At 52.7% G+C, this 21,455-nt stretch carries 25 protein-coding genes; 9 read left to right on the top strand and 16 right to left on the bottom strand.

Going from position 1 to position 21,455, the window contains the following annotated elements:
* Positions 1-52: 52 nt before the first annotated feature.
* The 3 genes from AACT07_RS05300 to AACT07_RS05290 all read left to right on the top strand — a co-directional run bounded on the left by AACT07_RS05300 (position 53) and on the right by AACT07_RS05290 (position 2,847).
* Positions 53-1,330, top strand: a complete 1,278-nt coding sequence (locus AACT07_RS05300) for a tyrosine-type recombinase/integrase (protein ID WP_069526822.1) — start codon at positions 53-55, stop codon at positions 1,328-1,330.
* Between the two features lie 372 nt (positions 1,331-1,702).
* A complete protein-coding gene (locus AACT07_RS05295; protein WP_069526821.1) occupies positions 1,703-2,041 on the top strand; it encodes a hypothetical protein in 339 nt (112 codons plus the stop codon).
* Between the two features lie 536 nt (positions 2,042-2,577).
* Entirely contained in the window at positions 2,578-2,847 is a 270-nt protein-coding gene (locus AACT07_RS05290) for a hypothetical protein (protein WP_139123745.1), read from the top strand.
* Between the two features lie 4 nt (positions 2,848-2,851).
* Here the strand turns inward: AACT07_RS05290 and AACT07_RS05285 are convergent, their stop codons facing one another.
* On the bottom strand, positions 2,852-3,211 hold the full coding sequence (locus tag AACT07_RS05285; protein WP_069526820.1) for a hypothetical protein: 360 nt from the start codon (positions 3,209-3,211) through the stop codon (positions 2,852-2,854).
* A 115-nt stretch (positions 3,212-3,326) separates the two neighbouring features.
* Here AACT07_RS05285 and AACT07_RS05280 point away from each other — a divergent pair, with 115 nt between their 5' ends.
* Together AACT07_RS05280 and AACT07_RS05275 are read left to right on the top strand one after the other, a co-directional pair.
* On the top strand, positions 3,327-3,677 hold the full coding sequence (locus AACT07_RS05280) for a DUF3653 domain-containing protein (RefSeq protein WP_069526819.1): 351 nt from the start codon (positions 3,327-3,329) through the stop codon (positions 3,675-3,677).
* A gap of 249 nt (positions 3,678-3,926) precedes the next feature.
* On the top strand, positions 3,927-4,841 hold the full coding sequence (locus AACT07_RS05275; protein ID WP_083249920.1) for a DUF2971 domain-containing protein: 915 nt from the start codon (positions 3,927-3,929) through the stop codon (positions 4,839-4,841).
* Between the two features lie 286 nt (positions 4,842-5,127).
* Here AACT07_RS05275 and AACT07_RS05270 read toward each other — a convergent pair whose 3' ends face one another.
* The 7 genes from AACT07_RS05270 to AACT07_RS05240 all read right to left on the bottom strand — a co-directional run bounded on the left by AACT07_RS05270 (position 5,128) and on the right by AACT07_RS05240 (position 10,854).
* Positions 5,128-6,330 carry a zonular occludens toxin family protein gene (locus AACT07_RS05270; RefSeq protein ID WP_083249919.1) on the bottom strand — a complete coding sequence of 401 codons (1,203 nt, stop codon included), beginning with the start codon at positions 6,328-6,330 and terminating at the stop codon, positions 5,128-5,130.
* On the bottom strand, positions 6,331-6,645 hold the full coding sequence (locus AACT07_RS05265; protein WP_019446390.1) for a DUF2523 family protein: 315 nt from the start codon (positions 6,643-6,645) through the stop codon (positions 6,331-6,333).
* A 6-nt stretch (positions 6,646-6,651) separates the two neighbouring features.
* Complete coding sequence (locus AACT07_RS05260; protein WP_139123744.1) at positions 6,652-8,097, bottom strand: hypothetical protein; 1,446 nt, start codon at positions 8,095-8,097, stop codon at positions 6,652-6,654.
* Between the two features lie 111 nt (positions 8,098-8,208).
* Positions 8,209-8,430, bottom strand: a complete 222-nt coding sequence (locus tag AACT07_RS05255) for a Flexible pilin (RefSeq protein WP_069526816.1) — start codon at positions 8,428-8,430, stop codon at positions 8,209-8,211.
* A gap of 298 nt (positions 8,431-8,728) precedes the next feature.
* Positions 8,729-9,049: a hypothetical protein gene (locus AACT07_RS05250; RefSeq protein WP_023583768.1), complete on the bottom strand. Its 321-nt coding sequence runs from the start codon at positions 9,047-9,049 to the stop codon at positions 8,729-8,731.
* A 34-nt stretch (positions 9,050-9,083) separates the two neighbouring features.
* Complete coding sequence (locus AACT07_RS05245) at positions 9,084-10,616, bottom strand: replication initiation factor domain-containing protein (protein ID WP_026035069.1); 1,533 nt, start codon at positions 10,614-10,616, stop codon at positions 9,084-9,086.
* On the bottom strand, positions 10,603-10,854 hold the full coding sequence (locus tag AACT07_RS05240) for a hypothetical protein (RefSeq protein WP_069526815.1): 252 nt from the start codon (positions 10,852-10,854) through the stop codon (positions 10,603-10,605). The genes AACT07_RS05245 and AACT07_RS05240 overlap by 14 nt, the downstream gene beginning before the upstream one ends.
* Before the next feature lie 124 nt (positions 10,855-10,978).
* Between AACT07_RS05240 and AACT07_RS05235 the strand changes: the two genes are divergently transcribed.
* From AACT07_RS05235 to fabA, 3 genes are all read left to right on the top strand, one after another.
* Positions 10,979-11,371, top strand: a complete 393-nt coding sequence (locus tag AACT07_RS05235) for a helix-turn-helix domain-containing protein (RefSeq protein WP_069526814.1) — start codon at positions 10,979-10,981, stop codon at positions 11,369-11,371.
* Positions 11,372-11,420: 49 nt separating this feature from the next.
* Positions 11,421-13,397 carry a Lon protease family protein gene (locus AACT07_RS05230; protein WP_069526813.1) on the top strand — a complete coding sequence of 659 codons (1,977 nt, stop codon included), beginning with the start codon at positions 11,421-11,423 and terminating at the stop codon, positions 13,395-13,397.
* A 77-nt stretch (positions 13,398-13,474) separates the two neighbouring features.
* Entirely contained in the window at positions 13,475-14,035 is a 561-nt protein-coding gene (gene fabA / locus AACT07_RS05225; RefSeq protein ID WP_005336586.1) for a 3-hydroxyacyl-[acyl-carrier-protein] dehydratase FabA, read from the top strand.
* 84 nt (positions 14,036-14,119) lie between these two features.
* Here the strand turns inward: fabA and rmf are convergent, their stop codons facing one another.
* The 6 genes from rmf to AACT07_RS05195 form a co-directional block, all read right to left on the bottom strand.
* On the bottom strand, positions 14,120-14,299 hold the full coding sequence (gene rmf / locus AACT07_RS05220) for a ribosome modulation factor (protein ID WP_005315693.1): 180 nt from the start codon (positions 14,297-14,299) through the stop codon (positions 14,120-14,122).
* Between the two features lie 158 nt (positions 14,300-14,457).
* On the bottom strand, positions 14,458-16,371 hold the full coding sequence (gene uup / locus AACT07_RS05215) for an ATP-binding cassette ATPase Uup (protein WP_069526812.1): 1,914 nt from the start codon (positions 16,369-16,371) through the stop codon (positions 14,458-14,460).
* A 73-nt stretch (positions 16,372-16,444) separates the two neighbouring features.
* Positions 16,445-16,675, bottom strand: a complete 231-nt coding sequence (locus tag AACT07_RS05210; RefSeq protein ID WP_064336064.1) for a glutaredoxin family protein — start codon at positions 16,673-16,675, stop codon at positions 16,445-16,447.
* Complete coding sequence (gene rlmKL / locus AACT07_RS05205) at positions 16,675-18,870, bottom strand: bifunctional 23S rRNA (guanine(2069)-N(7))-methyltransferase RlmK/23S rRNA (guanine(2445)-N(2))-methyltransferase RlmL (RefSeq protein ID WP_069526811.1); 2,196 nt, start codon at positions 18,868-18,870, stop codon at positions 16,675-16,677. Before rlmKL ends, AACT07_RS05210 begins: the two co-directional genes overlap by 1 nt.
* 139 nt (positions 18,871-19,009) lie before the next feature.
* Positions 19,010-19,135 (bottom strand): type B 50S ribosomal protein L36, encoded by a 126-nt coding sequence (gene ykgO / locus AACT07_RS05200; RefSeq protein WP_005336596.1) that lies wholly within the window; start codon positions 19,133-19,135, stop codon positions 19,010-19,012.
* Positions 19,136-19,399, bottom strand: coding sequence for a type B 50S ribosomal protein L31 (locus tag AACT07_RS05195; protein WP_069526810.1), 264 nt, complete (start codon positions 19,397-19,399; stop codon positions 19,136-19,138).
* Between the two features lie 157 nt (positions 19,400-19,556).
* On the opposite strand from AACT07_RS05195, the gene AACT07_RS05190 reads away from it, so the two are divergent.
* Entirely contained in the window at positions 19,557-19,787 is a 231-nt protein-coding gene (locus AACT07_RS05190) for a hypothetical protein (RefSeq protein WP_253182229.1), read from the top strand.
* On the opposite strand, the gene AACT07_RS05185 is transcribed toward AACT07_RS05190, so the two are convergent.
* Together AACT07_RS05185 and pyrD are read right to left on the bottom strand one after the other, a co-directional pair.
* Entirely contained in the window at positions 19,775-20,311 is a 537-nt protein-coding gene (locus AACT07_RS05185; RefSeq protein ID WP_069526808.1) for a cell division protein ZapC, read from the bottom strand. The genes AACT07_RS05190 and AACT07_RS05185 overlap by 13 nt on opposite strands.
* Positions 20,312-20,401: 90 nt before the next feature.
* Positions 20,402-21,412, bottom strand: a complete 1,011-nt coding sequence (pyrD, locus tag AACT07_RS05180; protein WP_069526807.1) for a quinone-dependent dihydroorotate dehydrogenase — start codon at positions 21,410-21,412, stop codon at positions 20,402-20,404.
* Between the last annotated feature and the right edge of the window lie 43 nt (positions 21,413-21,455).

The following is a 21,455-nucleotide window of genomic DNA, read 5'->3' as shown; positions in this document are numbered from 1 at the left end:
AGCATCAACAAGCAACACCATGACTCAACAACCATTATCCTTGCCGCCAGCCATGCCGCTGTTTGACAGCCTTATCTATCTGGAAGCTGGCAATCCGCAGGTCAATCAGTACCTTGCCAACCTCAGCCTCAATGATGTGCCCGATGCCGGGCTGGTTTACGAACTGGCGGTTGATTGGCTGCTGGAGCAGCGCAACAGCGAAAACAACTACAAAACCTATCGCAGCGAACTGACCACTTTTTTACACTGGTGCTTTCGCGAGGCAGCCATCAGCCCGAAAGATCTCACTCGCCGGATCATGATCCGCTATCTCGACTACTGTCAGTCCCCCCCTGACGAGTTGATCGCCTATCGCAACGTAGCGCAATTTGTCCTCGACAAGGAGTGGGGGGAGCGGTTGCCTAATCCGCAATGGCGACCGTTTCTCGGCAAGCGGGAGCTGGGCCGCTCCTTGCCCTACCGTCTTAGCGAGCAGGCGATGAAGACCAAGCTCGCCATCCTGTCGGCCTTCTTCCAGTTCCTGATCCAGGAGGAGTACATGGACAGGAATCCAGCTCTGCTACTGCAGCGGGTCAAACGCCCGCAACAGCAGGAGGCCGATGATCAGGTGCATGCCTTCAGCGAGTTGCAGTGGTCATACGTGATGCAGGCCGCCGACACCCTTGCCAACGACCATCCGGAGCAACACGAGCGCAGCCGTTTTCTCACCATTCTGATGTACGCCTGCTATCTGCGGATCTCTGAGGTTGCAGCCCGGCCGGGCTTTACCCCTGTGATGGGGCAGTTCAGGCGGGATCGCAAAACCGGCGTCTGGGGCTACTTTATTCCGCAAAGCAAGGGGGGCAAACGGCGTACCGTAGCGGTATCACAAGCGCTGCTGGCGGCACTCGAACGCTACCGCCGTTTCCTCGGTCTCTCTCCCTTGCCGACACCGGATGAACAGACGCCATTGTTCGTTCGCCATAAAGCGGCAGCCCACGGCCGCGAGCAGGGTGAGCTAAACGCCAACTTGGGAATTCGCCAGCTACGGGATTTGATCATGGTGATCATCGGTAAAGGCGCAGAATTGGCAGAGCAGGATGGATTTGCCCAGGATGCAGCCGAAATGCGGCAACTCTCTCCCCATGCGATCCGCCATACCGGGATCACCCATGACATCAACCTGCATGGGAGACCGCTTTCCCACGTACAGGCCGATGCAGGGCATGACAGCATCGACACCACTTCGAAATACCTGCACACCAGCAACAGTGAACGACATGAGAGCGCCCAGCAAAAGCCGCTGGACCGATTGAACCAACATGTGAGAGATAACGTTCACAAAAGCTAACGAGCAATGTGAACATGACCCTGATTTGTATTGACTGCTCTTAGAACACAGAATGGCTTGTTTGGGGTGTCATAGAAGTTGGCACGGCAATGTTGTACTTCTCTGGATGGCAATCTGTTCAGGAAATATTTTTGGCTCACATGGATGATTCAGAACAGGCACCTTGCCATCTGCGAAATACATATTTATCCCGTAGCAGAGAAGCAAAAAACGAAATTGCTTGCTGAAACAACGAGAACACCCGATGCCGAAAGCCAAGTAACATGCCGGAAGCAGTCATATTCGGTTGAACAGGCCTTGTTATCACACTTGCATATCCAGTCATCATTGGTGATATTGATATCAATATTAACGAGATACCAAGGAGCGGGTATGCAAGTGGCAGTGGTGGAAAAGACCTTCAGGATCGTTGGCAAAGGGTCTCTCATAGCCCAGTTCACCTTTATCTCTTCAGGCACGCTGCATATCTGGTTTCCGGATGTGGGCCTGCAGATGGAGGCCCACTGCAAAGAGTTGCGTATCGAAGATTGCACCATTATCTATACCAATGGCCTCCAACACGGCCAGCCCAGAGCGCTCTGGTCCTTAACCCTCCATCCCGACGATATGAACGAGCTCAAACGCACATTGCAGCAGTTCAACAGCAACCTCTACTTTACCTGCCAGTCACCCACATTGGCCATCGCCAAACGTGCCTTGAATATGAATTGACCCGACTTCCAAAAGAGTCGCAATCATGCCAGCCACAACAATAAGCCGTGAGGATTAAGGGGAGGGGAATCTACCGCGATAGTCGGCATTTTTATGGCTATTTTACAAAAAGGAGTATCAATATTTCCAGAGAGAGACCTCTCAGATATTTCTAAGAATATTCACGGTAATGACGTTGGTTATAACGGTGCCAATCTAACTTAACGCTCCATTGGTGAGGGGGAATCCAGCGCGGCGTACTGATTTAATAGTGGACTCTTGTCTCAAAATGGGACATTTCGGTGATGTGGGGCAGGGTGGTTGACTGTGTTATTCTGTTGTCGCTGCAAGAGCATCTGCAGGAGGAATCAACCAGATATTGTCTTTCTGCTTTGGCCAGTCAGATCGCTGGAGGTCTGTGTGTAGCCTCGATCCTGGTCGATTTCCGAACCTTTAAGCTAAGGAAACGCTGCGGGCTACTGCTTTCAACAAGCCTTGTTATCTCTCACAATAATGCCGATAACCCTATTTATCGGCATCGGCTGAAAAGGTCAGGCATGTCCGAACATCAAAAAGATCCATTGATTCAGCTGCTGGAATTGTCCATGGCAGATATAGAACAGGGGCTCACTTACAGCCTGTCTGAAGCACGGTCAGCTCTTGCTCAGCGTAGTTCTAGATCAGAGCCGTCAAATTCACGTGACTTGAATGGTTTTTTTGATACCGAACCGGCATCCCCAGATTTCCTGACTGAGCGCGAGGATGTCATCACAGTGCGTGGGCCAGACCAGGAAGAAAATCCGTCAGAAGCTGCTCCTGATGAGTAATTCTTTATTGTTCAGTTGATTTCGGTGACTTGTCGGATGCATCCCAATCCCAACCGATTTCGTCAGGATCGACCTTGGCCAGTAGCTCCGGCAGATAATCCTGGCGCTCTAAACCCACATCGGCTCCCCAATCTGTTTCACCTAGTGACGTGGCATTGGGGTCACACTGAGCCAGCAGTTCTTCCAGCGTGTAGCGCGGCTGACCATTCAGTTTTACGCGAGCACGTTCTACATCATCCAACGCAGCTTTCAGCAGCGCCGGATCACCATCTTCAAGGGCTGCCTGCAGATAGGCAACCATATCGGCCTCAATGGCCAAGCAGTCAACCGCATCAAAGCAGCTCCATTGTTCGGTTCTCTTCATTTCGTCCTCCTGCACCCTTTATTGCGCATAATGCGACGTTTTGTTAAATGCCCATCCGAAACCCGCCGATAAGCCACTCCACGCAATTTTGCTGGTTTATCAGGTATTTACTTGGATGGAACGAGAGTTGACCAAAAACTTCATTTTTCGTTGGTTTGAGTGCGGTTTATCAATTGAAGAGACGGCCAATCTTTGTTTTGTTTCTGTGAGGCAGGTCACATATTGGGATAAGGGCAAAGAGATCCCACCTGCTTATAAACGGCTTATGCGTATGGCTTCGGGTAGGGAGTTGCCCACTATCTGGAAGGAATGGGAAGGCTGGCGAATGAAGAATGATTGCCTTGTCTCACCGACAGGAGTCACCTACGACAGGAGAAGGCTGGAGGCTATAGCCATCATCCAAGCGGAGAGATCCGAACGGCAGATGGAAGCCTTCTACTGGAGGAAAAAGCTAGGCGTGATGTGATGTTTGGGGGCTGCGGCCCCCATTTTGTTGGGTTGATAGAAAAGACATATGTCGGCGCGTAGCGCCGCAAAAGCTGGAGGCTGCGCCCCCCGCGCTTTAGTAAGAGCGCCCCTGCTCTAAACACTCGCCCGAGTGGGCCTGAGCCAAGAGGTTGCCCGTATGGCCCCACCATAGAGGCTGGAAGGGTTCCGAGAGGGTAGGGGATGGGGTAGAATTCCCCCCGTATTACTACACGGGGGGGGAGACACAATGAATCGCAACGGTGAAATATTATACAAATACTATGATAACTTACCCATAAGTTATTTTGATAATCCAAATCTAAAACTATCTCCACCTGAAACGCTGAATGATCCTTTTGAATCAATTATACCTAATGACCTAAAATCACTAACTATAAACGATGTTATTGAAAAATATGAATTAAATTTAACAAAAGATGGAAAAAAAAGAGACAGCACGCCAGCACAACTTTTAAATGATATGGGTTACCTTGGAATGGTGAGACGAATAGGGATAATATCTCTATCCGAAACATCTAGAAATCTATTAATGTGGGCTCATTATGCAAATAACCATGAGGGATTTTGCATTGGCTACGATAGTGAACTATTTAAAGAAGAAACGTCAAGTGACGAGCAGCTTCCAATATCTACCTCTGCGGTTAAGATGAAGTATAATAATTGTCGATTTGATTTTACTAATACCTCTATCGACATAAGCAAAAACCATAATGACAAGCTTAAGTCTATTCTATTTCATGTTCTTACAACAAAAAGTGATGAGTGGATATATGAAAAAGAATATAGAATTATACTTCCACTAAAAAATTGTGACGATGTTATTTATTTAGGGAGTAATGAGAACACAAAAAAAGACATCTCATTATTTCAACCTAATAATTATCAGGGATCATACGTTGAAATATCGAACAAAAAGGATTTCATGTTCACGAAGAGAATAAGTAAGAAATCAATTAAAAGCATCCATTTTGGGTGCAGAATAGACATGAAAACAGAAAATCACATTATAGACAAAATATTAAGTGATGACGAATACAAGCATGTTTTATTATACAAGTACGAACCCAATCCAAATAGGTTTGAGCTAGAGAACAAATGCTTCAATTATGCTCTCAGAAATAAAAATCCTCTTGCGCTGTAGCGTTCACTTCCCTCAGTACCGGAAAGCCTTAAAAGCCGGTTTAGCAGGGAAGGGGGGGCTCCAGTCTCGGGTCAATATGGGCGTGTTCCGCCGCGAGGCTTTTGGAGGTCAAATAGACAGCAGGGGGCGGCTTGTAGGGGCTACCGCCCCTGTTCTTTGTGGCATTAACATCCATATTTAACATAAATATCCGCGTTACGCAGTTAGCATAAAACTGCCGCGCTATCGCTTGCCCGCCAGCTCTGAAGTACAGCGAAAAGATGCTGTACTTCAGAGCCGGCTCTAATTATGTCCGGTCATCACTTGGTTTGTTTTTGGTATCACCGCCAGCAAAGAGGGCTGCATTGTATTTACGGCGTAGGGCGTCACCTTCTGGATCACAATAAACGTCAACAGGCTTGCCCTGATACTTCACTACGGCATGGCAGGCGCTCATAGCGTCCACACTGGCCAGTTGATCCGGCCAGTCGTCACTGTAAACGGGTTGCACATCATCACCCTTGCGCAGGGCAAAACAATACTCGACCCGATATGATCCCCGTTCATCCTTTACCAACACATGGCAACTGATGATCAGTTTGTGTCCCGCGAACGGGCCTACAGAAAGAACCCCGCTATCAGACGCAACAGGAGCGCCGCTAGGACGTACCCCAGCAGTGGGCGAAGCACCCACCGCCCCAGAAGTCGCAGCAGCGGCAGGAGAGGGCGCAGGGGCCTTACTAGGCTTATCAATAAATTCCGGCTTGATGAGGCCAAAATAGAGACAGAATCCAATAACACCCAGAAAAAACAGAATTTTAGGATCTCGCAGAATCGAGCTACCCGCGATTGTATCCGTGACTTGGCCTGTTGTAGTTGAGTCGTAGAGCTTGAAAACATAGTTGGGCACCTTGTTGAATGGCTTGGCCTGCAATACATCGGACATGGATGCGCCGCTGTTGTCGGCCAGATGCAAGACCGTTTTATAGCGCTTCCCAAAGCCCAATAGCTTCATGTTGGTGTGTCTGATCGCCGTCTCTGACGCGGCCCTGATCACGGCGTGAACCTTTTTGATGTTCGGGGTGGTAAAGACGAAATCCCAGTTGTGGTGACGGTGCATATCAAAGGCAACGTCTATGGTTTCCGGTCGCCCGTCAGCCTTGGCGACTTCCGGCCCACCCGGATAATCGAGTCGGTCTAGGTCGCTCTGGCGCCATGCAGGCGGAAAGATCCGCTGCACTTCATCGACCAGAAAGAACACCCCCTTCGGTGCCCAGTGGTAGAAGCGGGCCAAGTGGTCGCGGCCCTCTTGGGCTTCCGTGTCGATGTAAGTCACCTTGAACTCATCGGGCACAGCCTTACCCAGTACCTCTTTGCAGCGTTCGGCGGTGAACCCGCGAACGTTGGTGATGATGTGGCGGCCTGCCTTGATGGCGGGGATCACATCGGTGTGGATAGCCCCTGATGATTTGTAAGAGCCTGGCGCCCCGTGGTGGATCTTGATGGACATTTACCACCCCATGATGTTCAGCAGGAAGCGGGTAACGAAGGCTTGCGTCAGGATGGCGAGCCCCTTATCCAGATGGATAAAGAGCAGCATCGAGCGAAAGTCGGCGGGGAGGGCATTAAAGGATTGGGAGATCATTTCACTAAAGTGAACGTTCACCAAAATTTGCTTGGCAACGTCCCATGTGAAGGTGAGCATAAACAATTTAAACTCTACCCATTGCACCGCCATTCTGATTGCCAGCCATGCACCGAACTGCACAGCCAGTTGATATATATCGTTGAAGAACGAATTAAAGAACTCACCAAGCCATTCCATGACGTGTTACCTCTTAAATACAATTGCGAACGCAATGAAGTAGAAAATAAACATCATCAGCGCGGCGATGATGTTCCAATATTCTTTTGCAGGTGGACAAACGCGATAGTCTTTTCCGCCGTAAGTGAAAAAGTCGAAGCACTCCATAACCCCAGCAGAGCCGGAAAGCTGAAAATCAAAAATATCCCTGACTTCATCGCCAATATCTTTGTATTTGTCAGAGATGGCCTTGTTTGCCTCATCCAGTTTCTTTTGAATGGCTGCAACATCAAAGAAACAGTCATTACCAGAACATGCAGAAGAATACTTAGCCTCTTTCACAGAAAGCGGGTTGTCCCCAGAGCCTGGCAGCTTGGAGTAATCAATACTGGAACCATCACCACCAGAGCCACCGCCAGCCTCGCCGGATGCCAGCTGACGCTGCAACTCATAGAAAGCCTGCAACAGATCACCAGAGTTATTGGCAGTCGTGCCGCCTGTTCTGCTTATATTGTCGTTGATAGCCTCAAGCATATTGAACAGCTGTTCTTGATTGGGCGAACCAGTAGAGCCGCCAGTAGAACCACCGCCCGTTGAGCCACCACCAGAAGAACCTGACGACATTTGCTCCATCAGCTGACGTATGGCGTAAACATTACCGGCCATGCCATTACGACCTAAAGCACCTTCAATAGCAGCCAAATGGCCTTTAACATCGCTCATCTTGAAATCTATGTTATTCAAAGAGCCATAACGCATGGAATCCAAAGTGCCAAAAAGTTTGTCCTCGAATTCCTTTGATAAATTGCCACCTGTACCAGTCGCACCTGAAGCAGCCCCAGAGGAAGAATCAAGTTTACTGATCTTCTCTAAATAATCATTGGATGTATTAATACGACCCATGATATCCATGAGGGTATTTTTTGAATAAAATGTTTCGTTAGCTGTTCGTTCAAGATGATAAAGCGCAGTTTTCATATCCCGAGAAAATGACTCGGCACTATGAGCAATAGAATTAAGATTGCCAGAATCCTGTTTAGAACCTTCAACAACCTGACGCAGAGCAACACCAAGGTTTTTATTTAGTTTAGCAACAGCCCCCGAAACAGATGTTCCGGTGGCATCACCAATAACTGGTTCAAAATCAAGCCAGCCAGCAATCGGTTTAGTGCCAGAAGGGCCTTCATCTGGCGTATTGCCACTGCCATCTGAATCGCCGTTGCCACTACCATTCTCGGTAATACTGCAAGCCGTTCCGGTAGTCTCTACTGGCCCCTTGGTATTTGCCAGCGGCAACTCTACACACACACCATTACAAGCAACCAAACAGCCACCAAGCTGAGAGCCTTCAAATTTAAGACAAACAGGCAATGGAGTTGCCATCGTGACGTTACCCAATTGCACACCGACAGGACAACCCGCAATAGCAAATGCTGCCGATGGAAATAACAGTAAAAGCCAACCTAAGCGCACACAGCCCCCAATATAAAAAAGGCGACCGGAGCCGCCTTAAATAGAGAAGGATGTTCGCCATCCCTCGACAAAGAACAAAAACCAGAGCGTCCCGATAAGCAGGGACATGGTTTAGGCTTTACGGATCAGGGAAATAACGATACCTGTAGCGGTCACCAGTGCGACAACCAGCAACACCTTGGGAGAGGTGGCAGTTACGTCAGCCTGTGCGGCCTCCATCGCTTTACCTGCTGCATCAGCAAGTCCGGTTCCCTCGGCCATTGCCGCATTGGCAGACAGACCACACACAGCCGCAATGCAAGCATTACGGAACAAGCCTGATACTTTTTTCATTATTTTATCCTCGTTTTGCACCAACAATTACACGGGCAATCGCGCCCAATTTTACGCCCAAGACCCAGACAGCAAGGCCAGAGCCAAAGGCAATCCCCACAGTGGATATATCGAACTGGAACCAGTTTGATATATCCGTGAGTCTGGAATGCTCCTGAACAGTCAGGAGCACATATTTACAAGCATCCCCCTCGGATAATCGAGCATATCCCTCGGAGGTAATATCTAGACAAAGCATTATCGCGCCCTCGTCGTCGCTCGCTGCGCGCTCTCGCTCCTCCTCCTCGGTGCGCGGCAGTTATACCGGCTTTTTGTTAGGCTGGAAGCCAACAACCACATTTCGGGTCGGATTCTGGGGATCGGCTTCAAGCACAAGATCAATGGCAACCAACTTGGGGCAGTCAGCCATTTCTTTGATAGTTGCCGCATCATTACGAAGGGCCAGTTGGCGAACTTCATAACCCCATGAGTGGATATTGCACTCGGGTTTGTTGACGTTATTTGCCGGAGCCAAATATTCCACTTGCGCGAAGTCATAAGGGACAGGAGCGCCAGATTTACGGGACACACCATAACCATGAGTAACACGAGTTACCAAAACACCAGTGAGCAGGGACATAATATTTACCTCGTTGAAGAACCTGATTTATAGGTCAAACTAAACAATGTTCACCCGATATAAACTCGGGTGGTAGCGGCATTCTTAACCGCGCTGGAATATCATCTTCTTTAAGATGCGCTGTTAATTGGTGAACAATCGTTTCAGGGGCGAGCCCCTCAACACTTGCTAACCAATTAACAAGGCGGCCCGCCATCCGAGACATATGAAAAACTGCATTGTCCCGACTGGTCTTGAACTTGTTTTTAAACGTGGTCACACGTACCGGAACAGATTCCGACTGCTTAATAGCATCAAGCCATTTAGCAAATTGCGGATACATCCCAGCGAAATAGGGATCAGGATTGATCAATACATCAAGCGGTATTATCCGGTCTTTATTGTGTAACTCGCCTTCGGCGCGTACCCAATTTGGGTTCTCTGCCGATTGCATTTGTTTACCCTTTTCGTATACCCGAGCACATTTACCGTTGATCCGGCTGCCCACATAAAAAGAACAGCCCTTGGTCGGTGCCATGCCAAACCGCTTTACGATGCCCTTGGCAATCTCGGATATGACGAACTCACCGGATTCGATTTTCATCCACGCCGGAGCACGGCCCCGCTCTGGGTGAAACTCGCCAGCCTGAGCGCCATCAATGGCCCCCTGATAACTGATCACCTCACCGCTGTAGTCATCGAGCGCCAAATCCACCCGAGTGATACGAACAGACGGAATGTGAGAGATAACAGAGTGCAAAGCCTGCATATCGAGGGCGGCACAACCCACGCCGGAAAAACTCACCATGCAACCGTGGTTGGCAGCACCCCAACCAATCAGGCCACAGGGGAGGCCATCACACAGCAGGTCGGCAGAGTTGGCATACCCATGCAGACCGGAGCGGCGAGGGCGCATTGTGAAACGAGGCTCGGGGATAGGCACCCCGATCTTGGTGTTCAGCTCTTCCAGCCACAGCTCGATCTCGGAACAGCAGAGGGCATCGAGAAATTGCACCCCGTAGCAGTCGATCAAATCGTTATAGGCTTCCCAATACTTGGCACCCTCGACCACCTCGAACTGGGAGAACTTGAGCAGGGAGGCGCAGACAGCTTTCAGCTCTTTGCGCATATCGGCCCGAGAACGGTAGTTAGAGTGCAAGGCCCGCTCCATCATTTCAGTCATGGAAGGGGTAAAGACGGGGGCAGGGGACTTGACCACACCCTTTAGGCTCAACCGCTCGGTGGCCTTGTCGTAGACACGTGCCGCAGTAGGGGCAGGGGTTGCGCCCAACCGCTGCGCCTTATCACAGAGCCGCTCTGACACCTTGTCGAAGTGGGTGAGGGGAGCGAAACCGACCGGACGCTTCCACAGGTAACGCAGACCCTCGACAGCAGGCTCAGAGAACGCTGCTTGCAGGGCTTTTACCTTGGTGTCAAAGCGCGGGATAGCCTTCAAGAGCGCACCTTGCTTGGCAAGCTCGGTCATCTGGCGCAACTCGGTCGGCGCCCAGGTGAAGGACAGATAATCGATCAGGGTTTTGGTGCCGATAACGCTATTTATCGGCATCACGGAATTATGACCAGTCATCGAAAAAGACTCCCTGATCATAGAAACCTTGCCATGTGTCCTCGGTCACTTCGACCAGCTCGAACACGGTATCGGGGTACGTCATGGACAGATAGACCCGCAGCTCATGCAGATCCCGAAACATCTCGACCTGACCCGCGATGCAGGCGGAGAGATCGCCAGTCGGTTCAGCCTGCCAATAAACCTTTCGCTCAATGAGAGCAGGCAGATCAAGGTTTTGTGGGCTAAAGTGGGTCATAGGTAGATAAGATTTATTATGAACTGACTGGATTGAATCAGATCTAAATCTAACTAACAACGGGTGACTTTTAGCCCAAATAAGTGTGTGATATGCCCACTGAAGCAAGCGAGGAAACAGCAAAATGGACTCAAAAGCCCTGATTCAGGCGTACATGAGAACCAAAAAGCTCACCCAGTATCAGCAAGTCGCTGCTGAGCTTGGTTTTACCAAGTCGCACATATCCAGTTTGACCACTGGTAAGGTGCAACTCACTGATGCAACAGCAAAAAAGATTGCCGAGGAAATCGGCCTAGACGTTGAGGAAGTGCTGTTAAGCCTTGCCGCCGTCAGGGAGACAGATCCCGAGATAAAGCAGGCTTGGTACAACATTCTTGCGAAGTACACAAAAGGTACAGGCACGGCTGTAGCCCTTGCGGTTGCTATGTTCCTGACCCCCAGCCACGGGCCAGACAACACTGCGCATAATGTATATTATGTTAAATTAGATATCTTGTTTCCTGTCACCACTAATTGAACTGTGTATAATGGCAACAATTGATCCTATCTTCGACCGGATGTCTTAAGTGGCTGAATTAACATCAGAACAATTAAAACCCGCTTTTGCGATTGAACAGTTCTCCAAGCTTAGCGAGCTTGAACCTATCCCCTTTGCTGCGCTGCAACCCAGAGCCATTTCCGGCATCAAACGTCTTGCCAGTTTTGATGGTGACTGTCCGGTCATGCTGCTCAACGGGTTCCCCGGCGCAGATTACGAAGGCGTTTGCCAAACGTTGATTGCCGACTCAAATGGCAAGGATGGTGACCTGTTTGATCTCTGCTACACCGAGAATCTGAACAACCCCTACAAGCCTATCTGGCTGCGCCTGCAACCGGGCACCGGCGTCGAGTTTTGCGAAATGGTTGGCGAGCTGCTCAAGCTGTTGAGCCACCATCTCGATGCCGAACGCATCGTGACCCGCATCATGCGCAAGCAGAACAATGATCCGAAAATCGATGATTTCCTCTCCGACCTGGCGGCTCACGTGGCATTGGGTCTGGAATTCCAGCACCCCATTCTGATCAACCTGTTGATCCATCACGAAGCGCAGGAAGCGCCGGTGATTTATGGCCGTGATCTCAACTGGGATACCCTGTTTGGCTCCATCAATTACCAGACAGAACAAGGCTCTGTCTATGCCAACCAGCACCTTTTGGAGCCTGGCTTGCTGCGCGAAGCCAACGGCGGTTACCTCATTTTGCAACTGGATGAGCTGCTGGATCAGCCGCATCTCTGGTTCAAACTGAAAAATGCCATGCAAAAAGGTGAGCTGGACTGGAACGCCTATCAGGAAGGGAAAACTCTGACCCCCTTCTTCGCGCCTGAAGCGACCCCCATCAAGCTCAAGCTGATCCTAGTGGGTGACCGACTCGATGTGGCCGAGTTCCAGATGCTGGATCGGGATATGTCCGAGCGCATCTTCCTGCGCGCGGATCTGGTGTCAGAGGTGAATATTGAAGAGGATCTGCAGGAATTTCTGCAGTACCTGGCTTGGCTGCGCCAGCGCTGGAGCCTGCTGGACTTCACGCCAGCCGCCCTCGCCGCCCTTTGTCGTCATGCCAGCCGCCTCTGTGACCATCAGGAGTGGTTGTCGCTCTCCGAAGTGCAACTCTCCGCCATCATGCGGATGGCTGACAGTCTGGCCCGGGAGCTGGGATCCGATGTGGTCACCGACGAGCATATTCGCGGCGCACTGGAAGAGCAGGATTACCGCCTCAACTATCTGGTTGAGCAGTCCGATCAGGGGGTTATCGACGGCCAGATCCTGCTGCAAACCGACGGCGAAGAGATTGGCCAGATCAACGGCCTGTCTGTCATTCAGGTCTCCGGTCACCCTTATGACTTCGGCGAGCCGGTGCGCCTCACCGCGACCGTACACCTTGGTGATGGCGATGTGGCGGATATTGAGCGCAAAGCGGAGCTGGCCGGTCATATCCACGCCAAGGCGATGATGATCATCCACGGCTATCTGTCCAACAAATTTGGCGCAGAGAACCCCTCCCCCCTGTCGGCCAATCTGGTGTTCGAGCAGTCTTACCACGAAATTGATGGCGACAGCGCATCCCTGACCGGCTTGTGTGCCCTGCTCTCTGCCCTCGCCCGCCAGCCTATCTATCAGCACTTCGCCGTGACCGGTGCGGTCGATCAGTTTGGCAATGTGCAGGCCGTTGGTGGCGTCAACGAGAAGATTGAAGGCTTCTTCCGGGTGTGCAAAATCCACGGCATCACCGGCAAGCAAGGTATCATTTTGCCGGGCACCAACATCCAGCAGCTGAACCTCTCTGACGAGGTGATTGCAGCGGTTGAAGCAGGCCAGTTCCACATCCACCCGGTGGATCATGTGGAAGAGGCCATCGAGTTGCTCACTGGCTGTGTCGCCGGTGAGCCTGATATGCCCGATACCCTGTTTGGCCGTATTCAGGAGCGGTTGGACGAGTTGAACGGCTCCACTGCCAAAGTCGGACTGCTGCAATCCCTGCTGGGGCGCCTGTTTGGCCGCTGATGAAGTGATCGGAGTTGTTTAGCGAACAACTGTAAGCTAAATTGGCCCGGCTTTGACCCATTTGAAGGAAATACCGCGTGACCGTAGACAATACAACCATGGAAGCCCGCCTTTCCCTGTGCGAACAGGGCAAAAACTCTTTTACCCGTGAAGAGCTGCTGGCTTGCAGCCGTGGCGAACTGTTTGGTGAGGGTAACAGTCAGCTGCCTGCCCCCAACATGTTGATGATGGACCGCATCGTCAAGATCAATGACAACGGCGGCGAACACGGCAAGGGCGAGATCCTGGCAGAGCTCGACATTACCCCCGATCTCTGGTTCTTCGATTGCCACTTCCCGGGTGATCCCGTAATGCCGGGCTGTCTCGGTCTGGATGCCATGTGGCAGCTGGTTGGCTTCTTCCTCGGCTGGAAAGGCGGCCCGGGCAAAGGCCGTGCACTGGGTGTCGGTGAAGTGAAATTTACCGGCCAGATCCTGCCGACCGCCAAGAAAGTGACCTACAAGATCACTTTCAAGCGGGTCATCAACCGCAAGCTGGTGATGGGGATTGCTGATGGTGTGGTCGAAGTTGACGGCCGTCCGATCTACAGCGCCACCGACCTGAAAGTGGGCCTGTTCAAAGATACCACCGCATTCTGATCTCTCTGATTGGTGGTAAAACAGCATTAACGCAAAGGGGCCACAACGGCCCCTTTCCTTTTGTAATGAGTGATGAAGTACCTGCTACTTCATGAAGAGGCCTGAGCCCCGCCCTTCCATGGCGTCACGCCAACCACCAAGCCAATGCCCTCGGGCATCCAGGCATTGATACGGACACGCTTCTTTCTGTTTGCCGACCACGCCAGCCTGATAACCACGAGCACGAGCTCTTTCCAGACGGTCCCGCTTCTGTCTCTTCATCATCTACGACCCTCTTCGTGGAACAAAAAAAGCGACCAATTCTGCATCGGTCGCTTTCATCTTTACTCCTGCGAGCGCACTCGGTCAAACAAAAACTTCCACCCTAACCGGGCTATGTGACACAAGGCACTGAACTGGATTAAGTTTTAATTACAGGGAACTTACTCCTGATTTTTGAGTCCTTCCAGCTCTTCCCAGCGAGCAAATGCCTGCTCCAGCGCTGCTTCAGCGGCATTGAGCGCATCCAGTTTCGGCTGGGTTTTATCTGCCGGCAGCGAGAAGAACCCTGGCTGGTTGATCTCGCTTTGCAGCGCATCCAGCTCGGCTTCCAGCTGCTCAAGACGAGCGGGCAACCCTTCCAGTTCAAGCTGCAGCTTGTAGGAGAGCTTCTTGCTCTTCTTCGGCGCTTCTGGCGCGGCGGCAACGACCAGCTCGGGCGCCTTGACCGGTGCACTCTTGGCCTGTTGTTGAGCGTTCTGCTGTTCGCGGGTCGCCATCATATCGGCGTAACCACCCACGTAATCGCTGATGCGGCCATCCCCCTCAAACAGCCAGCAGCCGGTCACTGTGTTGTCGATGAAGCGACGATCGTGACTCACCAGCAGCAGGGTGCCGGGGTAGTCGGAAAGCAGCTCTTCCAGCAGCTCCAGAGTCTCGACGTCGAGGTCGTTGGTCGGTTCATCGAGGATCAGCAGGTTGCTCGGCTTGAGGAACAGCTTGGCCAGCAGCAGCCGGTTCTTCTCGCCACCGGAGAGCGCCTTGACCGGCGTACGGGCCCGCTTGGGCTCGAACAGGAAGTCCTGCAGGTAACCGAGGATATGACGGGAGCGGCCACGCACCATCACCTCCTGCTTGCCCTCCCCGACGTTGTCCACCACTGTCTGCTCGGGATCGAGCTGCTCGCGGTACTGATCGAAGTAGGCCACCTCCAGATTGGTGCCCCCCTTGACGGTGCCACGGGTTGGCTCAAGCTGACCCAGCAACAGCTTGATCAGGGTCGATTTGCCGCAGCCATTGGGGCCGACCAGCGCAATCTTGTCACCGCGCAGCACTTGCAGATCGAGCCCCTTGAACAGGGTGCGATCGCCAAAATCCAGCCCCAGCCCTTCGGTCTCGAACACCAGCTTGCCGGATCGATTGACCTCGTCCAGTTGCAGCTTAGCCTTGCCCTGCAACTCGCGACGCTGGGAGCGCTCCATCCGCATCGCCTCAAGGGCGCGCACCCGACCTTCGTTACGGGTACGACGAGCTTTGATACCCTGACGCACCCACACCTCTTCCTGGGCCAGCTTGCGGTCGAACTCGGCATTTTTCAGCTCTTCGACCCTCAGCCACTCCTCTTTCCCCTGCAGATACTCGTCGTAGTTGCCCGGCCAGGAGGTGATGGCGCCGCGATCGAGATCGATGATCTGGGTGGCCAGCTTGTGGATGAACTCCCGATCGTGAGAGATAAAGACGATGGCGCCGCGAAAATCCTTGAGGAAATCTTCCAGCCAGTTGATGGCTTCGATATCCAGGTGGTTGGTCGGCTCATCGAGCAGCAACAAGTCGGGATCGCAAGCCAGCGCACGGGCCAGCGCCACTTTGCGCAGCCAGCCGCCGGAGAGGCTGTCGAGGGTCACGTCAGGATCCAGCCCCAGCAGGGTCAACACCTGACTGATACGGGTCTCGAATTGCCAGCCGTTCTGATAATCGAGCTGCTCTTGCAACTCGCTCATCTTGCGAATGTTGGCATCTGACGGATCATGCGCCAGTTCCATGGAGATATGGTGATACTGTTTGAGCAGCTCCCCTACCCCGGCCAGTCCTTCGGCGGCATAGTCAAACACCGTCAGCTCGCTGGAGGCCGGTGGATCCTGCTCAAGGCGGGTTACTTTCAAATCTTGTTGCAGCACCAGGCGGCCGTCGTCCAGCGGCAATTCACTGGCAATGACCTTCATCAGGGTGGACTTGCCTGCCCCGTTGCGGCCAACCAGACAGAGGCGCTCGCCCCGCTCGATGGTCAGTTCGGCATTGTCGAGAAGCGGGAAATCACTGAACGACAGACAGGCGCCGTGCAATGTTAAAAGAGCCATGTGTGTTCCTTATTTCATATGAAAAAAACGGGCAGCAGACTGGGTCTGCCCCCGTTTTATCGTCAAATCACTCTCACCCCTGACGGGCGGCCCAGCTTTTGAGCTCGGCCAGTGTGAAGGGCCAACCGAGCTCGCGGCCTGCTTCGTCACGCAGCACCGGAATGCGCACCCGATAGGCGGCAAGCCACTGCTCATCATCCATGATGTCGCACTGGCGGGTGGCGGTGGCAAGACCAGCCTCCTCCACCAGCGCCCAGGCCTGCTCGCACAGGTGGCAACCGTCGGTATGAAACAGGGTCAGCATCACGCCTCGCCTTGCTCCGGCGCATGGGTGATGATCCAGCAGTTGTGGATGTGCTGGTTACGTTCGAAATCCTTCGGTCGCGTCTTCTGGGTGATGTTCTGGGCCTTGAGACCAGTGGCCTCGAGACCGGCCAGATCCATCTTGAAGTGACGCTTGTTGTTGGAGAAGACCAGAGTGCCGTCCGCCGCCAGCAGGCGCTTCAGGTGCTGCATCAGCAGCAGGTGATCGCGCTGTACGTCGAAGCTCTCGTCCATCCGCTTGGAGTTGGAGAAGGTGGGCGGATCGATGAAGATGAGGTCGTACTGCTCATCGGCTTCAGACAACCACTTCAGGCAATCTGCCTGCACAAACTTGTGTTGACGGCCCACCAGCGAGTTGAGACGCATGTTGTCCTGCGCCCAGTTCAGGTAGGTGTGGGACATGTCCACCGTGGTGGTCTCGCTGGCACCGCCAAGACCCGCGTGCACGGTGGCACTGCCGGTGTAGGCAAACAGGTTCAGGAAGCGCTTGCCCTTGGCCATCTGGCCCAGCATACGGCGAGTCTGACGGTGGTCGAGGAACAGGCCGGTATCCAGATAGTCATAGAGGTTGACCCACAGACGGGCGCCGTACTCCTGCACTTCCATCCGGTGCTGCTCTTCGGAGAGCTTCTGATATTGCTGTTTGCCCTCCTGACGCTCACGCACCTTCAGGATCACCTTCTCGCCATCCATGCCGGTCACCTTGATGGCGGCCTGAACCATGTCAAGCAGACGCTGACGGGTCTTCTGGGCGGGGATGTCCTTGGGCGCGGCATACTCCTGCACCACCAGATAGTCCTGATAGCGGTCGATGGCGGCGTTGTATTCCGGCAAGTCGGCATCGTAGATGCGATAGCAATCGATGCCCTCTTTGTTGGCCCATTTCTCGAGGGTTTTCAGATTCTTGCGCAGACGGTTTGCAAAGTCCTGTGCCACCTCTTTTTGGGAAGCCACAGAGTCCAGTGCGATCTGGTAGTTACGCAGCTGACACTCGAGGGCGCCGTTGAACAGGCGATATTGCTTGTCGGCGCGCAGGCGCAGACAGCTGAGCAGCTCGGGCGATGCGGAAAGAATGGAGACTTTCCAACCCTGGAAGCCGCGACGCAGGGCATCGCCGAGGGCCTGATGCACTTCCAGCAGCGCCGGAAATTCGCCAAGACGCTCGCCATAAGGCGGGTTGGAGATCAGCATACCGACCTGGCGGGCCTCCCCTTGACCTTCTTCCCCTTCAACAGGGGCAGGCATCGGCAGCGGGTTTTCCAGCTTGGTGACATCGGCCTGCTTGAAGGTGATGAGATGGGCCACACCGGCCGCTTTGGCATTGTCGCGGGCTTTGAGCAGCACGCGCTGGTCGGCATCACAGCCAAACAGCTTCACTTCGCAACGTTGCATGCCGCGTTTGGCGCGCACTTGCGCTTCCATCATCAGGCTCTGCCACAGCTCGCTATCGTGCTGCAGCCAGCGATCGAAACCGAAGCGCTCGCGGCGCAGCGCCGGTGCCATGTCGGCGGCAATAAAGGCCGCTTCAATCAGCAAGGTACCGGAACCGCACATGGGGTCCATCATGGGCTCACCGGCCCAGCCGCTACGGGCAAGCATGGCGCAGGCCAGGTTCTCTTTGAGGGGCGCCTCACCGGTGCCCTGACGATAGAAACGCTGGTGCAGCGCCGGGCCTGACAAGTCCAGCGTGATATTGGCCTTGCCTTTGCCCAGATGCGCCATGATACGGATATCCGGCGACTTTTTGTCCACGTCCGGACGCACGTGACCGCGCTTGGTGAAGCGGTCAACGATGGCATCCTTGATTTTCAGCGCGCCATATTGGGTATTGCGAATGGCAGGGTTGGTACCGGTAAAGTCCACCGCGATGGTAGAGGTACCGGAGAAGTGCTCTTCCCAGGGGATTGTGTGGGCGCCCAGATAGAGATCCAGATCATCGTTCATCTGGAATTCGGAGAGCACCAGCACGATACGGGAGGCAAAACGGCTCCACAGGCAGGCCTTGTAGCCAATCGCCAGTTCGCCTTTGAAATGGACGCCAGCCACGGTCTCACGGACCTGCTCTGCGCCAAGATTGGTCAGCTCATCGGCCAACAGGTTTTCCAGCCCCTTGGGGCAGGTTGCAAAAAATTCTTTCATCACGCTCACGGGGAACCCATAAAAATAGTGCCGCATTATACCTCATCAGGCGGGCTGGAGCATGCAAAAGTCGGCGCAAACAGCAGGATGGAAACAGATTGATAGGTGGCGAAAAGGTAAAAGGCCCCATGACTATCCGATGGCAAGATCATGGGGCCAGACATCATTTAGCGGATCACTTCATACGAGCCTTGAAACGGGGATTGCTTTTGCAAATCACGAACAATTTGCCCCGACGACGCACCAACTGACAATCGGGATGGCGCGCCCGTGCGGATTTGAGTGAACAGACGACCTGCATTCAGGACTCCTTCTTGCTTGAAAATGCGCCAAAGCGCTTGTTGAAACGGGCCACACTCTCCTCACTAGAAACCTGCTTCTGTTTGCCGGTATAAAACGAGTGCGACTGGCTGGAAACATCGAGCGATACGTAGGGATACTCCTTCCCGTCTTGCCACGTGTAGCGGCGATCACTCTTGATGGTTGACCCGACCAGGAAAAAGGCATCTGCCGCCGTGTCATGGAACAGCACCAAACGATAATCCGGATGAATATGAGGCTTCATGGCAACTCCATTTTGTTATGTTATAACAAAATGTAAGTGAGAATAGCTCTCGTTTCAAGCATAAGATGTTATATAGAAGAAAATCGCTTCAGGGAGTGATGTGTTGATGCTGAGGTGGAGGCACTACACAAGCAGAACGAAACAAGAGGGAGACACCATGCTTGCAGCACGGAAGACCAAGATACTGCGTGGGTCAGAACACAAGGTGCAAGTGGATGTAATAAGCCTCAGGAGAGGCTGGATCACAACCATCAATGAGAATGGGCAAGATGTTCGAGGATCAATGAAGTATCAGAAACGAGGCGCGATTGAGGTGACAACAGTAAAAACAGACAGCGGTGTAATCACAGAGATAAAACGATTGATGAAAATATATCAACTGACCTGACGATATTGCTCGGTCACGGTAATACGCGGTTTCATCCGGTTATTCATCACCTTGATCACCCCGAAACGCGGTAAGGTTTTACTGGTGGTCAATACCAGATCGGCTGTGAGGTTCAAACAGACGCTAGCCTGATCCCCTGCCTCAATGACCATAAATTCGCCGTTGCCATGAGGTGTATTCATCAGGACCAGATCACCGTTTTGCGGGATCACTTGCGGATGCTGTTCACTAAAAAACCAGCTTTGCGGCATCAGGGGTTTATAAAAGCGACTGACAGCGATGGCATTAAGCACCAACTGAACCTGATGGGGAATACTCCACTCAAGTTCGGCTGCTTTATCCATCAACTGATAATAGAGGGCGGCATCATCGACACAAAAAGGCTGGGCTGCAAACGAACTGGGCACCAATTGTCGCCCTTTATACTCGGTCGCAAATAACATGTTATCAGACAGGTCCAACATCAGACGATCATTCTGGGCATCATAGTGCCATTGCCAGCTATCGGTCGGTTGGATAAACATGTTGGAGCCCTTACTTGATAATTACCAGTTGACTTTATTCCATATGCAGAAAATCAGCAACGTCAAATAAAGGGCTCCGCCATCTATTTCTTAAATATTGGTCACAATCTCTTTGACCAACCCCGGTCCTTTATAAATAAAGCCGCTATAAATTTGTACCAGACTGGCACCGGCGGCCAATTTTTCACGGGCGGCCATGGCACTATCAATACCACCCACCCCGATAATTGGCAGAGCACCATTGAGCGCCTTGGCCAGATGACGGATCACCTCGGTACTCTTGTGCTGCAGCGGACGCCCACTCAGGCCACCCGCCTCACCGGCGTGGGGCATGTCATAAATCATCTCGCGCTCGAGGGTGGTATTGGTGGCGATAACCCCATCAATACCATTCCGTACCAGCGAAGCGGCCACCTGATCTATTTCTTCAAGGCTTAAATCCGGGGCGATTTTAACCGCCAGCGGCACATACTTTTTATATTGGGCGGCCAGCTCTTTCTGACGCACCTTGAGGGCTGCCAGCAATTCATCCAGCGCGTCGCCATATTGCAGCGAACGCAAACCCGGGGTGTTGGGGGAAGAGATATTGACGGCAATATAACCGGCATGATCATAAACCTTGTCCATGCAGATCAGGTAATCATCCTTGCCCTGTTCGATGGGAGTGTCTTTGTTCTTGCCGATATTAATGCCGATGACCCCCTGATATTTGGCCTCTTTTACCTTGGCCACCAGATGATCCACCCCCTTGTTGTTGAATCCCATCCGGTTGATGATCCCCTCTGCCGGAATAACCCGGAACAGGCGCGGCTTGTCATTGCCGCTCTGGGGTCTGGGGGTGACGGTACCGACCTCGATAAAGCCAAATCCCATGGCCCCCAATGCATCAATACACTCCCCATCTTTATCCAGACCGGCCGCCAACCCCACCGGATTGGCAAAAGAAAGCCCCATGACAGTGACGGGGCGTTTCGGCAAATTCTGGCGGAAGAAACAATCGAGTGGCGTACCGAGAAGGCGGGGCAAATATTTCATGGAGAGATCGTGAGCCTGTTCCGGATTGAGTTTGAACAGGAAATGCCTGGCGATGGGGTACAACATCTTTGCTCCTTAAAGAAAGCCCCGGCAACTGGCCGGGGCTTTG

The organism is Aeromonas sp. ANP5 (assembly GCF_963870295.1).
Taxonomy (GTDB): Bacteria; Pseudomonadota; Gammaproteobacteria; order Enterobacterales; family Aeromonadaceae; genus Aeromonas; species Aeromonas veronii.
This window is presented reverse-complemented; position numbering and strand designations above follow the sequence as displayed.